Here is a 14,663-nt window from a genome sequence, read left to right on the forward strand (position 1 = left end):
AGCTTTTTTTATTACGTTTTTGATCAGCACTTAATTCATTAACTAATTGAAGCACCAGAAGTAGTATCCTTATTTGGTTGCAGCAACCTCAAAGATCCATCTTTATCTTCGGCCATCAATATCATGCCTTCAGACTCAACTCCCATCATTTTGCGCGGCGCCAAATTGATCAACATGGTGACCTGCTTCCCAATGAGATCTGTGGCTTCAAAATGTTCGGCAATTCCGCTCAATACTGTCCTCATTCCCAAACCTGTATCCACGAGAAGCTTCAGCAGTTTTTTGGACTTCTTCACCTTTTCGGCTTCCAAAACTGTAACCACCCTCATATCCAGCTTGGTAAAATCGTCAAATGCTATGATATCCTTCATGGCCGGTACGGTGGCGTTTTGCAGTTCATTCATCTTTTTGGCTTCCAGTAATTTATTGACTTGTTTTTCAACCACCTCATCTTCTATTTTCTCAAATAGTAAAGTGGCTTTCTCAATTGGTGTCCCCACCGCTAATATCTTTTCACTGCCCGCATTGCCCCACTGTTTCTGGTTAAGATGAAGCTTGTCATAAAGCTTTTGTGCGGTGTGAGGCAAGAAAGGTTCTGCTACTATAGCTAGATTAGCCGCAATATTTAGGGCTAAATTTAGAACAGTCGCAGTTCTCTTCTCATCTGTTTTAATACTTTTCCAAGGCTCGGTATCTGCCAAGTATTTATTCCCTAATCGGGCAAAATCCATGACAAAGGATAGCGCTTCTCTGAACCTATACTTCTCTATGGAAGCGGCAATTTTATCAGGGAAAGCTTGAAGCTCCGCAATTGTCTCTTCATCAAATGAGCTCCAATTACCGGCAGCTGGTACCTGACCATCAAAATATTTGTGGGTGAGCACTACGGCGCGATTGATAAAATTCCCAAACACCGCTACCAGTTCAGAGTTGTTTCTGGATTGAAAGTCCTTCCAAGTAAAGTCATTATCCTTGGTTTCCGGTGCATTGGCGGTGAGCACATAGCGCAACACATCCTGTTTATCGGGAAATTCCTCCAAATATTCATGAAGCCATACAGCCCAGTTGCGGGAAGTCGAGATCTTATCCCCTTCCAGGTTTAGGAATTCATTGGCCGGCACATTGTCAGGCAAAACAAACTCGCCATGGGTTTTCAGAATGGCCGGGAAAATGATGCAATGAAACACAATGTTGTCCTTTCCGATAAAGTGAACCAACTTGGTATCCTTGTCTTTCCAGTAAGGTTCCCAATCGATCCCCTTTTCCTGAGCCCACTCTTTGGTGGAACTGATATAGCCAATTGGCGCATCAAACCACACATACAAAACTTTGCCTTCGGCACCTTCCACCGGCACGGGCACACCCCAATCCATATCCCGAGTCATGGAACGGGCCTGCAACCCTTCTCCAGCTTCCAACCAAGAACGGCATTGACCTAGCACATTGTTTTTCCAGTCGCCTTGGTGCTCCTCAAGAATCCATTTTTTTAAGAACTCGGTATATTTACCGAGGTCCAAAAACCAATGCTTCGTTTCTTTAAGCACCGGAACATTTCCGCTCAGCTTGGATCTTGGATTTATAAGATCCGTCGGGTTTAACGAAGTGCCGCACTTTTCGCACTGGTCACCATAGGCCGATTCGTATCCGCATTTTGGGCAAGTACCCTCAATGTACCTATCTGCCAAAAATTGGTTGGCCTCTTCATCGTAATACTGTTCGGTGGTTTGCTCCATAAACTCACCTTTTTCATACAAATCCTTAAAAAACTCCGAAGCCGTTTCATGGTGGATTTTGGAGGAAGTTCTGGAGTAATGGTCAAAACTGATCCCAAATTTCTCAAAACTCTCCTTCATCTGAGCATTGTATCGGTCTACAATCTCCTGGGGAGTTTTGCCTTCCTTCTTAGCCTTAATCGTAATGGCTACACCATGCTCGTCAGACCCACATATGTAGGCCACATCCCGCTTTTGGGAACGTAAATAACGAACATATATATCGGATGGAATATAGCATCCCGCCATATGGCCTATATGCAATGGGCCGTTGGCATAAGGCAGGGCTGCTGTGATGGTATATCTTTTGAATTCTTTGTTGCTCATAGCTTGCAAAGATAGGGAAAAGTGGCTTTAACAAATAAAAAAACACCTGCTTTAAGGCAGGTGATTGTATTTATAGTGTTAAGATTTGGGGTTTAAAATGCATATCCAAAGGAAAGCTGCGGCCACAATGGCCAAAAGACTGTTGAGTCAAAAACTGGTGTAATACCCGCTCGAAACAAAAACCCACCGTCAGTCGGCTCCAATCTGTAACCAATACTCATTGTACCAAAAGCTCCAGAAGCCCTGTCTCTTTCGCCGACGGGCCCAAAACCGTTGTCAGTTTCAGCCGATCCGGCTACAATGGTAGCGCCGATGCCCACTTCAAAAAAGTGTTTTTCATGACCAAACAAATAGTTAACTAATAAAGGTACGGTGGTGAGGCGTACTCCCTCAATTGCTATGTAACCGATTCCGGCACGACCGCCGAAGCCGTTCATGCTTTGGGAAAACCTGGTGTCATAATTGACAGAATATAGCAATCCATTTCCTAAAACCTCCACAAAGACTCCTTGACTTTTTGATCTTTCAGGGGCTTGAGCATTGCAAATATTGGCTACAAAAAACAGAATTACTGCACTAAATAAAAGCTTCTTCATAAATATAAAAGATAAGTTAGTAAAATTAGTTAAAAGCATAACCGAACCCTATGCCGAACCAAAGCGGCCAGAATCCATTGTGGTTAAAGATTGGGTTGAGATTGGCTTTGAAGGTAAATCCACCGTCCACTGGCACTCTTCGGTATCCCAAGTTGAGGGTTCCCATAAGGGCTGGAGTATTGCCGGTATCCAAGATGAAATTCCAATTTTCACTAGTGGTGATAGTTGGTGTTCCCCAGTAGGAGGTGTAAGTATCCCTATACCTTACAAAAGTCGCCCCACCACCGATTTCAAAATAATGCTTATCTCTTCCCAAAAGCCTATTGATTTGAAGAGGAATAGTTAACATGCTAGTTCTGGAATTTTCACCCTCATTGATGGCCCAGCCTCCGGCGCCGATACGCATCCCCCAGGAATCTACACGGTGTTTGTCAAACCGGAAATCATAATTTACGGAATAAGGCAACCCCGCTCCACCGAGTTCGACATATACTGATTTGGTGGGTGGACCATACACATCCTGCGCATATGCAGGAAGGAAAAGAAGCGCTAGAAGCGCTGACATTAGAAGTACTTTCATAAATTCAGACTAAAGACTTCTTAAATATAGGAAGATTTTCTGAACTGAAAGTTTTAATGTAAAAAATCTTATTATTTGATTCTTATGACTGTTACCAGCAAAGTTTACCAAGAATCGACCAACTTCTGTATGGTAAGCATTACCTTGTTTTTGACATGAGTGGCAGGAACTCTCTTTGTAAAAGTATCCACCCAAAACAGAATGGTTATGACAACGGTACCTCCAGAGATGTCTTTTACCTGTATGGAGGTTTTTCGTCTGCCTTTAAGCACACCTTCAACCTTATTTACTTCAATCTCAATCTGCTTAAGCAGGGCGTCGTAGTCAGACTTTGCAGGGATATTGATATCAAACCCATGCCTTAAAAAACCGTCAATGGTAAAATTGGTCAAAGGACTTTTGACAATGGTCCCATTGGGCATATACACATCCTTGCCATCGAAGGTCTTGATCTGGGTATCCCTCAGGTTTAGGGCAACCACCCTCCCCTGCACGCCCACGATTTCAATGGTGTCACCAATCCTGAAAGGCCGCTTAAATGCCAATAAAATCCCCGCCAGAAAGTTCTCCCCGATATCTTTAAGGGCAAAACCGATGACAAAGGCTGTAATGCCCGCTCCGGCCAAAATACTACCGACCATACCCGTGAGCCCCCAAAATCTCAGCACGAAGAGCAAACCCAAAATAAAAATCAAAGACCCAATCAGTCTGGCAAAAAAGGAGGCCAGCAGGGAATCATTCATGTTTTTCTGCAAACGGCTGGTTGAAAGTCTCTTTACATAATAGCTTATATACCAAAAGACAACCAACAAAACCAATGCGATAAGCAACCTTGGCGTGATGGCCACAAGCGTGTCATAATATTCACCAAATTGCCCCCGGATATCCGATAGAAAAGTCTCCATTCAAAAAGTTTAGATTTTAGCTCTTAGAAGCAAAAAAAGCACCAAATGTCAACCCTGCCAAGACTCCTCCTCACCCATATCCGACAATAGTTTTATTTACATTAAAGCAGACAACAGACAGGAAATTATAGAAAGCAACCTAACTCATTAACCCTCTTTTTTACAATCACATAAATATTTTCAACCTATTATAAACCAGTGTTAAACCAATAACAGATTGTTTTAACACTGGTTTAGCACTGGTTAAATACTGGTTTTTGATTGGTTAAAATGTTCCTGACCACTCCCTTTTCCTTAAAAAAATAAAGAGGAGCCCCCATTAGTGAAGCTCCTTTCTCATTTGAAATGTGAACGTGGTAAATAATTTTTACCGTAACTTCTTCGCTAAGAATTATTCCTGCCTTTTGCCGGTAGAAAGCTCAGTGAAACTCAGTGAAACACTGTGTCCATTTCTTTTCGCGAAGGGGGTTTAAGTTCGCTCATTTCATATACGCATCTCTAGTCGCCTTGAATTCCGACCCTTCTTTCCAGTTAGGCCAATCCTTGCCAAGTGCCAATTTCCTTCCTACATGGTACAACAGCTCTACATCATCTACTGCACCGTCAAGATTCCACCTCTGAGGATCGTATTCATCACTTGGCTTATGGTAGTATTGGGCAGTATAGTTATCCTGAAGCTCTTTTCCATATTCCTTGCCCTTTTCGGCATGATCGATTCCCGTACCAGTATATAGTGCGGGTATGCCAATTTTAGCGAAATTAAAATGGTCGGAACGGAAATAGTAGCCTGCTGAAGGGGTTGGTTCTGGCGAGGTATAGCGCCCCACCTTATCAGCCTCGTCGGTCAGCGTTTCTTCAAGTTCAGATTGGCCCATTCCCACCAAAACGATATCCTTCATTTTACCATAAGGATTGATGCCGTCCATATTGATATTGGCGACTGTTTTTTCTTTGGGGAAAACAGGGTTTTCGGCGTAGTAAGCAGACCCCCAAAGGCCTTGCTCTTCAGCCGTTACGGCCAAAAAGACCACCGTCCGTTCCGGCTTTTCATCAGCTTGCTTAAATGCCCGGGCGATTTCAAGCAAAGCGGCGGTACCGCTTGCGTTGTCCAAAGCCCCGTTATAGATACTGTCCCCAGTTTCATCGGGTTTTCCGATGCCCAAGTGGTCCCAATGGGCGGTATAGATGATATACTCATCCGAACGCTTGCTGCCCTCTAATTTGGCTATTACATTTTTGGACACATCATATTCAGCCATAACCTCAAGGGAAGAGGAGGCTTTCATGTTCATCGGCACCGCCTGAAAATCTGACTTTCTGGCTTTGGCCAGCATTTCCCGCTCATTAAGGCCTGCTAGATCAAACAGCTTATTGGCCACCGACAAGGTCACCCAACCCTCGAAAGCAGGTTTGTATGCTGTGGATGACCTATCATCCAAATACAGCTTAGAGGTGTTCCAGTTGTTTTGAACCACGTTGAAACCATAGCCTGCTGGAATGGTATTGTGAACGATCAGGCAGCCCAACGCGCCTTGTCTGGCCGCCTCCTCATATTTATAGGTCCAGCGCCCGTAGTAAGTCATCGTGTTGCCTTTGAAAAGCTCGGCATCTTCTGTACCGAAACCTGGATCATTTACCAACACGACAACGATTTTGTCCTTGACGTCAATATTCTTATAATCATCCCAACCATATTCCGTGGCTACAATTCCAAAGCCTGCAAACACCAACTCCGCATCTTCAAAGCTAACTTTCTCCTCGGTCCGCTGGGTCCAGATCACATAATCCTTTAGCCCTTCCAGTTCAAGATCCCCCTTCTCACTCACCACTTTCATGCTTGAAGCAGGCGAGGCCGTAATTTTCATCAAGGGTACCTCTTGAAAATAACTTCCGTTATTGCCAGGTTCCAAACCCATTTCTTCAAAATTTGACTTGAGGTAGTTGATAGTTTTGGTTTCTCCTTCCGTAAAGGGCATCCTACCTAAAAAATTATCTGAGGCCAGAGTTTGAATGTGCTTTTCAAGGTTTTCTTTTTTGATGAGATCAGATCCTTGTCCGTAATTTGCCAAGTCCTGCTGACAGGAAAACAGCAGGCCAAGTCCAGTCAATCCCAATAAGGTATACTTTGTTTTCATAAAATTGCTGATATGTGTATTAAACCCCATCAAGATACTCAAAAATTATAGATCAAGTAAATAGCCATTGGAATTTGAGGGAAAAGCGCCTAGTTTTAAGATTAAAATCCAAAAGACATGTTAAGAAAAATACTGATCGTACTGCTGGTGTTGGCAGTGATCATGGCCATAGGATATGTTTCCGGTCCCCGGCAACGAATCTCACCCCTGACTGGTGATTACCCGGAAGTTCCTATTGACCCCTTAGAACTTGATGCCTACCTCCAATTGCGAGAGGACACGGTGAAAGGCCTCAAAGAAGACAATGAGGCCAAAATCATCTGGGCAGATTCCTCCACTAAACACAAAACTGAATACGCTTTTGTCTACATCCACGGCTTTGGGGCCAGTGAGAAAGAGGGACATCCCCTGCACAGGGAGCTTGCGCAGTATTTTGGGGCAAACCTGTTTTTGACCAGGCTTCCAGAACATGGCATTGACAGAAATGACGCCTTCCGGCATTTGAGTGCCCAGCAATTGGCTGATGCGGCGCGTGAGGCCTACTCTATAGGCAAGGCAATAGGCGACAAGGTGGTGGTGATTGGCACTTCCATGGGTGGGGCTTTGACTTTGATGCTTGGCTCGGAACAAGAGGACATTGAGGCATTAGTCCTTCTTTCGCCTGCCATCAGGGATTTTGAAGGCCGTTTGGAATTACTCTTTCAACCCTGGATGACTAATCTTTTGGCATCAGCCATTACCAATGAGGAGGGCGTCCAGATAATTGAAAGATCAGGCGACAAAGCCCAATATTGGTCTGAGCAATACCATGTGAATGCCTATACCAGCCTTGCCGTCCTGCTGAAATCAAAAATGAACACCGATACTTTTGAACAAATTAAGCAACCCGTTTTCATGGGGTATTATTACAAGGATGATGAAAATCAAGACTTTGTAGTGTCTGTCCCGGCCATGCTGGATATGTTTGAGGAATTGGGAACGGATGAGAAGTTGAAGGTAAAGATGGCTTTTCCTGAGGCTAACGACCATGTTATCGGCTCGGCTATTACCTCTGAGGACTGGCAGTCAGTACTGGAAGCTTGCAAAGAGTTTCTTTCTCAGCGAGTTGGCATTCCGGTACCTATCGAGGAAGTTGAATACGCAAAATAATTTAATTTCAAGAGGGCAAAATATGGTCTATCGGTTTGCAAACACCCAAAAACCTTCCTACTTTTGCTCTCCCTTTACTGCGCACGTGGTGAAATTGGTAGACACGCCATCTTGAGGGGGTGGTGCCCTCTGGGCATGGAAGTTCGAGTCTTCTCGTGCGCACAAAACGAAAAAAGCCGCTTTTTAAGCGGCTTTTCTGTTTTTATAGCTTTTCTCTTAATTAACCATCACTGGGACTTTTGCTGGAATGAGGTTCATTTGTCCAAATTTCTGGACCACCTTGGCTTGAAGCAAAAGATTGATCCCTAGATCAGTGACGTCAAAATCCTTTGCATCTGCACCAAATAGATTTTCCAGTGTCTTGGCCAGGCCAAAGGAATCAGTATCTATACCAGCTTTTCTTGCAAACTCAGCTGATAAAGCTTTCAAACAAACCAGGTCTGATGAATCCATTTTTCCATCCAAATCAAACTCATTAGAGACTTCTGTGGCATCAAATGACATCATAAAGCTGGCTTTTGCCAGGTCTTTTTTGAATTCAGCCAAAGTTTTATCCATCAATACACCACTGGAACTTCCAAAACCCACATGCTCTTTAATGGCCACTAAGTTGTATTCACTGTCCAAAGTTATCCAACCAAACTTTTGTCCATTAACATCCTGAATGAGTGAAGGGACTATAAAATGAATTCGATTGGATTTTGACTTGTTGAACTTAAGATGAAGATTCTCTTTGTTCTTCATGAAGTAAGTTGGCACTATGGTTCTTACAAAGAAAAACCCCAGAAACCCGGTAATTGCTAATCCTAAAATACCCATTCACTCTAATTTAATCGGTAAAACTCTCTCAATTATGGGCAAACTAAGTAATTTCCACCAACTATCAAAAGCTTATTTCTAATTGATCGGGTAATAGCCTGAAGGATTTTCTGTGAATGGGGGTCGCTCCGAGCTTTTCAATACCATAACGGTGTGCCTTTGTTGGATAGCCGGCGTTTGAACTCCAACCGTAACCTGGGTACCGCCGGTCATATTCCACCATCAGTTCATCTCGGTACTCTTTGGCTAAAATAGAAGCCGCAGCTATACTGGCATATTTCCCATCACCCTTTATAATGCAATCAAATGGGATGGAAATTTCACTCTTAAACCGGTTGCCATCTATCAGCAGATGGTCAGGAGTAATGGCAAGCGCCAAAATAGATCGACTCATGGCCAAAAAAGAGGCATTCAAAATGTTGATCTGGTCGATTTCCTCCACAGAGGCTTCTGCTATAGACCAAGCCACGGCATTGGCCTTGATCTCTTCCACCAAGGCCTGCCGGTTACTTTTGGTCAATTTTTTTGAGTCATTGATCAACTCATTCGCATAATCAGGGGGCAAGATTACCGCCGCCGCCACCACGGGGCCACAAAGACAGCCCCTTCCAACTTCATCACACCCCGCTTCTACTCTGTCAGATTCTAAATAAGGTAAAAGGGTCATGCACAGTCTCTTCTTCTTTGTAAACTTTATGGATCAACTCCGCCACCAACCCAGTCCAGCCAGTCTGGTGGGAAGCCCCGAGCCCTTCGCCCGTGTCACCATTGAAATATTCATAGAACAGGATGTAATCCTTGAAATGGGGGTCGTTTCGGAAGCGTTCATTTAATCCATAAACAGCTCTTTTCCCATCCTTATCCTGCTTGAAAATCTTTATAAGTCTCAAAGATAATTCTTTGGCAACCATATCCAAAGTCATGTGCTTCCCAGAGCCCGTCGGATACTCAATGGCAAAATTGCCACCGTAATAAAAGTTGAATTTCTTCAGCGACTCTATGATCAGGAAGTTGATAGGAAACCATATCGGACCACGCCAGTTGGAATTCCCGCCAAACATGACGGTATCAGATTCTCCTGGAGTGTACTTAATGGAATGTTCCACCCCATTTAGATTCACCGAATAAGGGTTTTTCTCGTGGTATTTGGATAGGGAACGGATGCCGTATGGGGAAAGAAACTCTTTTTCGTCCAAAAGCTTGTTCAGTATACTCTTCATTTTCTGCCCTCTCAATAGGGAGAAAAGACGTCTTTTGTTCTTTCCTGGTTCAATCCAGCTGGACACCAAAGCCGCCAGCTTCGGCTTCTCTTTCAAGAAGAAATCCAAACGTTTTTTGAATTCAGGAAGGTTTTCAAACATCTCTTCCCGAATGGGCTCTACGGCAAACATTGGAATGATCCCCACGATGGATTTCACCTTCATCATTTCGGGCTCCTGCCCGTCCATATGAAGGATGTCGTAGAAAAACTTGTCCTGCTCATCCCATAGGGAAATGGAATCCCCCTTGATGTTGGCCATGGCACCGGCAATATAGAGGAAGTGCTCTATGAACTTGGTGGCTGTATGCTGATACACTTTGTTGTGATTGCTAAGATCCAAGGAAATCCTAAGCATATTCAAGGCAAACATGGCCATCCAAGAGGTTGCATCCGCCTGCTCCAAGCGGCCACTGAATTTTTCAGGGTTACTTCTGTCAAACACACTGATGTTATCAAGCCCCAAGAAGCCTCCCTCAAAGATGTTCTTACCTTCACTATCCTTTTGGTTAACCCACCAGGTGAAGTTTTGGATCAACTTATGGAAAGCCCTCTCCAAAAAGTCATAATCAGGTTTGCCGTTGTATTTTAAGTCAATTTGGAAAACCCTTAATACTGCCCATGCATGAACCGGTGGATTCACGTCCCCAAAGTTCCACTCATATGCTGGGATTTGCCCGTTAGGATGCATGTACCAATCATTGAGCAAAAGGATCAGCTGGTCTTTGGCAAAATCAGGGTCAAGTCTTGCCAAGGGAATACAATGGAATGCCAGATCCCAAGCAGCATACCAGGGGTATTCCCATTTATCAGGCATGGAGATAATATCGTAGTTTTGGAGGTGTCTCCAATGGGTATTTCTGCCTTTTTTTCTTTCTTTTGGTGGCACATATCGGCCCGGATCGCCCTCCAGCCACCTTTCCACATTGTAATAGTAGAACTGCTTGGTCCACATCATTCCCCCAAAGGCCTGCCTTTGGATATTGACCATCTCCTTGTCCCTTACTCTTCCCTGAAGTTCGGCATAAAAATCATCACAGTCCTTCTTGCGGTTTTCTATTACCTCATCGGCACTATCCAACCCACCTGCAGATTTCTCATGTGCCATCCTAACCGTTACAGTTTTCGAACTCTCAGCAGGAATAGTTATTTTATAAATTGCAGAGGCTTTAGTACCCACAGCGTTGGGGTTTAGGTGCTTTTTGTCACCATGGATCACATAATCATTGACAGCATCCTTCAGGTATTTCTTCTGGTTTTCAATGTTATAAAGGCGTTCCCGGTTTGTTTCATTATCGCAAAAAACCAACTCAGGCTCCTCTGAGAATGAAAAAGTGTAATTTCCCGACTTAGGTAAGAATGCCCCAACCGTATTGTTCTCTTCTTTGGTAAACCTAGGCATATAGCTTTCCTGCCCGGTAAACCAGTTTTTTCTGAACCAAAGCGTGGGAATTACCCAGAGTTCCTGATCCTCTTTTCCCCTATTATGGATGGTGGCTTTACACACTATATCTTCCACATCATGCTTGGCATATTCCAAAAAGATGTCATAGTATGCGTTTTCATCAAAGACTCCTGTGTCGATTATTTCAAATTCAGGGTCCTTTTTGCTTCTCCTGGCATTTTCCTCCAGCAAAGATTTATATGGGAATTCAGCTTGGGGATACTTGTACAGCATTTTCATGTAGCTGTGTGTAGGACTGGAGTCCAAGTAATAATAGAGTTCCTTGACATCCTCACCATGATTGCCCTGATTTCCAGTCAAGCCAAAAAAGCGTTCTTTGAGCATGGGATCCTTCCCGTTCCAAAATGCCCAAGCAAAACAAAGTTTCTGTTTGTGATCACAAATCCCCCCAATTCCTTCTTCGCCCCATCTATAGGCCTTGCTTCTGGCATCATCATGGGTCACATTTTCCCAGGCAGAGCCATCCGGGCTATAATCCTCCCTCACGGTCCCCCATTGTCTATCGGTAAGGTAAGGCCCCCATTTTTTCCAATGTTTTTTGCGGTCGCGGTCTTCCTTTAATTTGAGCTTTTCTATGTTCATTGTAGTATTTGCATCCAAAAATAGAGTGTGAATTTAAGTGATTTATTCAAAAGTGCATCACCTAAGAGTAAGCTTATTTTAGGCCAAAAGTTCACTTTGTAGACTAATTCGGCAAAATAGATAAAAAATAAAAAAAGCCAGCAGTCGTTTTGCTGGCTTTTCCACTTATCCGTTGAATATCAATTTGAAAACTGTGCCCTCCCCCACTTTCGAGCTCACTTGGATGTTGCCTTTGTGGCGCCTCATGATCTGTTTGGAAAGGCTAAGGCCAATACCAGAACCTTTTTGCTTGGTGGTGAAAAATGGGATAAAAATCTTGCTCAGCGCTTCTTCTTCAATCCCTTTTCCACTATCCCTAATTTCGATTATGATCTTGCTGTTATCATCAATATAGGCCCTCAGGCTGATCTTTTTCACTTCAGCATGCTCCACGGCATGGATGGCGTTCTGTAAAATATTGATCAACACCTGCTCGATCATGGTGATATCGGCAAAAAACACCAAGTCAGCCGGCACTATTTCCTTTTCACAGTCTATACCATACTTTTCACGCTGGTTTTGAAAAAGGATTTCCATCCTTTCGAATAAATCCACCAGACTTATGGAGGAAAACTTAGGGTTGGGAATGTGGGCAAGGCTTCTAAAGTCACTCACGAAATTAATGAGACCCTCGCTTCTTTTCTCAATAGTACCTACCCCCATCAGGTAATCTTCCACTTCCTCCACGCTCGCCCCGTGGTTATGGTCAATTTTATCCTCAATATCCGCTCGTATAGTCGCAGCCAGGGATGAAATCGGTGCGATGGAGTTCATAATCTCGTGGGTCAGCACTTTTACAAGATTCTGCCAAGCCTCCATCTCCTTTTCTTCCAATTCACTTTGAATATTTTGCAGAGAGACCAATTTGATTTTGGTTTTGCGCAGCACCAGCTCAATCACATAGACAGAAAGCTGCATAATGCCATCGGGATGGGCGATTTTGATGAGCTCACTCCCACCTGTGCGAAGACTTCCAATAGCGTGATAAAGCTCTTTGTTCACCTTGTTGATTTCAGCTATGTTTTCAAGCGTCTGTATGTTGAGCATACGCTTGGCAGCGGTGTTGAGAATCTGGATGGCGCCATCCTCCTGGAAAGTAATGAGGCCGATGCTTAGGTGCTGAAATACTGAGCGGAAATAGTGGTAATTCGCTTCTTTTTCAGCTTGGTCTTCCTTGAGTTTGGCCAAAATAGTATTAAATTCTATATGCAGGTCATCGGTTTCCGTTCCGTCAAATTTGACTGGATAAACCGTTGCATAATCGTTTTTCTTGATGTTGTTGAGAAACTCCCGCACCTTTTTAAAGCTGCTTTCCGAGTAGCGGATCAAAAACACCAATTGGGCAATTGCCAAGATAATCAAAAGGGAAACAGGGAACACTCCCCCGTCTCCCACCATGAGATAAGCTGTCAAAAACAGGGTCATTGCCAACAACACTACCCTGCCTAGCAACCCTATTTTATAATCCATATTTCTCTAATCTTCTATATAAGGAAGCCCTTGTGAGCCCCAGCTCTTTTGCAGCTTTGGAAATGTTGCCACCGTTTTTGTCAATCGCCTTCTGAATCACATTTTTCTCCATGTCATCGAGATTCAGCGTATTTGCAGCCGGGGCATGCTTTTCATTGACAGGCTTGTTAGACAGGAAAAAGAAATCCCTGCTATCCAACTCGGTGCCTTCCGCCATAATGATAGCCCGCTCAAGGGCGTGCTGAAGCTCACGGATGTTGCCTGGCCAGGAATACCGCTGCAGCAATTGCATGGCATTGGGTTTGAATCCCGTGAAATTCTTTCTGTATTTATTCGAATAGATCTTGAGGAAATGCTCCGCCAACAGCGGGATATCCTCTTGCCTGTCCCTCAAGGGTGGCAGAAATATCTCCACCGTATTGATCCTATAGAGCAAATCTTGACGGAAGGTATTTTCCATCACCATGTCATGGATAGGCATATTGGTGGCGCAGATCAATCGGATATCCACCGGGATAGATTTATTGGTACCAATCCGGGTCACTTCACGCTTTTGAAGCACAGTCAATAATTTGGATTGGAGCGGCATGGAAAGATTTCCAATTTCATCGAGAAACAAGCTTCCTTTGTCAGCGACTTCAAACCTGCCTGCCCGGTCCTCCTTGGCATCGGTAAAAGCCCCTCTCTTATGCCCAAAAAGCTCACTTTCAAAAAGGGTTTCTGTGATCGCACCCATATCCACCCCTACGAAGATCTCATCGTGACGGTGGGACCTGTCATGAATAGCTCTGGCGATTAATTCTTTCCCCGTACCGTTTTCTCCAAGGATCAAAACATTCGCATCAGTTTGGGCGACCTTGTCAATGATGGCAAAAACATTCTTCATTGCAGGACTGCTGCCAATGATATCTGCAAATGGTTTTTTCAGGTCCGCCTGCAGGGCTTTCTGCTTTTTGGAAAGCTTTTCTACTTCATTGTAACTTTCCTTTAACCGGACAGCGGAAGTCAAAGTAGCAATGAGCTTTTCATTCTGCCAAGGCTTGAGGATAAAATCGGTCGCTCCTTCTTTGAGGGCCTTTACGGCCATTTCCACATCACCGAAACCTGTGATCAAAATTACTACTGCTTTGGGATCTATTTCTTTAATTTGTTTTAACCAGTGAAACCCTTCTTTACCAGAGGTGGTATCCTCGGTGAAATTCATGTCCAGCAAGATGACATCAAAATTGTTATTATTGACCAAAAAAGGAATTCGGCGGGGATCCTTTTCGATCACCACTTCTTTGGCGTGCTTTTTCAGCAGCATCTTGGCTGCAAATAGGAGATCTTCATTATCATCCACGATCAAGATTCTGCCTAAATTCTGGTCTTCCATAAAAAGAAATGTTTAATAATGGCAATGCCGAAACGGTGCCATATAATTTTCCTGTCAATATACGCAAATTAGGGCATTTTACACCATTCAGATGTTCATTTTCGTACAAAAACATCCACAAAGCGGACACTTCCGGGATTAATGGCGGACATACTTTTTATCCTGTTTTTTAATCGTTATCTTTACTTTTA

The 14,663-nt window shown here is 43.8% G+C and carries 11 protein-coding genes and 1 tRNA gene; 2 read left to right on the top strand and 10 right to left on the bottom strand.

Going from position 1 to position 14,663, the window contains the following annotated elements:
• Positions 1-38: 38 nt before the first annotated feature.
• The 5 genes from metG to KIH41_RS05820 form a co-directional block, all read right to left on the bottom strand.
• On the bottom strand, positions 39-2,099 hold the full coding sequence (metG, locus tag KIH41_RS05800) for a methionine--tRNA ligase (RefSeq protein ID WP_214161819.1): 2,061 nt from the start codon (positions 2,097-2,099) through the stop codon (positions 39-41).
• A gap of 92 nt (positions 2,100-2,191) precedes the next feature.
• Positions 2,192-2,695, bottom strand: a complete 504-nt coding sequence (locus KIH41_RS05805) for a hypothetical protein (RefSeq protein WP_214161820.1) — start codon at positions 2,693-2,695, stop codon at positions 2,192-2,194.
• 25 nt (positions 2,696-2,720) lie between these two features.
• The gene (locus tag KIH41_RS05810; protein WP_213943910.1) at positions 2,721-3,275 is read right to left on the bottom strand and encodes a hypothetical protein; all 555 of its coding nucleotides are present in this window, start codon (positions 3,273-3,275) and stop codon (positions 2,721-2,723) included.
• A gap of 104 nt (positions 3,276-3,379) precedes the next feature.
• A complete protein-coding gene (locus tag KIH41_RS05815; RefSeq protein WP_214161821.1) occupies positions 3,380-4,180 on the bottom strand; it encodes a mechanosensitive ion channel family protein in 801 nt (266 codons plus the stop codon).
• 479 nt (positions 4,181-4,659) lie between these two features.
• Positions 4,660-6,315 (bottom strand): M28 family metallopeptidase, encoded by a 1,656-nt coding sequence (locus tag KIH41_RS05820; RefSeq protein WP_214161822.1) that lies wholly within the window; start codon positions 6,313-6,315, stop codon positions 4,660-4,662.
• Between the two features lie 117 nt (positions 6,316-6,432).
• Here KIH41_RS05820 and KIH41_RS05825 point away from each other — a divergent pair, with 117 nt between their 5' ends.
• Positions 6,433-7,464, top strand: a complete 1,032-nt coding sequence (locus KIH41_RS05825; RefSeq protein ID WP_214161823.1) for an alpha/beta hydrolase — start codon at positions 6,433-6,435, stop codon at positions 7,462-7,464.
• Positions 7,465-7,543: 79 nt separating this feature from the next.
• Positions 7,544-7,626: transfer RNA gene (locus tag KIH41_RS05830), tRNA-Leu, on the top strand.
• Between the two features lie 54 nt (positions 7,627-7,680).
• On the opposite strand, the gene KIH41_RS05835 is transcribed toward KIH41_RS05830, so the two are convergent.
• The 5 genes from KIH41_RS05835 to KIH41_RS05855 form a co-directional block, all read right to left on the bottom strand.
• A complete protein-coding gene (locus tag KIH41_RS05835) occupies positions 7,681-8,283 on the bottom strand; it encodes a hypothetical protein (protein ID WP_214161824.1) in 603 nt (200 codons plus the stop codon).
• Positions 8,284-8,347: 64 nt separating this feature from the next.
• The gene (locus tag KIH41_RS05840) at positions 8,348-8,950 is read right to left on the bottom strand and encodes a ribonuclease HII (RefSeq protein ID WP_213943905.1); all 603 of its coding nucleotides are present in this window, start codon (positions 8,948-8,950) and stop codon (positions 8,348-8,350) included.
• Positions 8,922-11,588, bottom strand: coding sequence for an MGH1-like glycoside hydrolase domain-containing protein (locus KIH41_RS05845; protein WP_214161825.1), 2,667 nt, complete (start codon positions 11,586-11,588; stop codon positions 8,922-8,924). The genes KIH41_RS05840 and KIH41_RS05845 overlap by 29 nt, the downstream gene beginning before the upstream one ends.
• Before the next feature lie 165 nt (positions 11,589-11,753).
• On the bottom strand, positions 11,754-13,097 hold the full coding sequence (locus tag KIH41_RS05850; protein ID WP_214161826.1) for a sensor histidine kinase: 1,344 nt from the start codon (positions 13,095-13,097) through the stop codon (positions 11,754-11,756).
• Positions 13,087-14,472 carry a sigma-54-dependent transcriptional regulator gene (locus tag KIH41_RS05855; RefSeq protein WP_214161827.1) on the bottom strand — a complete coding sequence of 462 codons (1,386 nt, stop codon included), beginning with the start codon at positions 14,470-14,472 and terminating at the stop codon, positions 13,087-13,089. The genes KIH41_RS05850 and KIH41_RS05855 overlap by 11 nt, the downstream gene beginning before the upstream one ends.
• Between the last annotated feature and the right edge of the window lie 191 nt (positions 14,473-14,663).

Origin of the sequence: Litoribacter ruber (genome assembly GCF_018500185.1) — a bacterium.
Lineage (GTDB): Bacteria > Bacteroidota > Bacteroidia > Cytophagales > Cyclobacteriaceae > Litoribacter > Litoribacter ruber.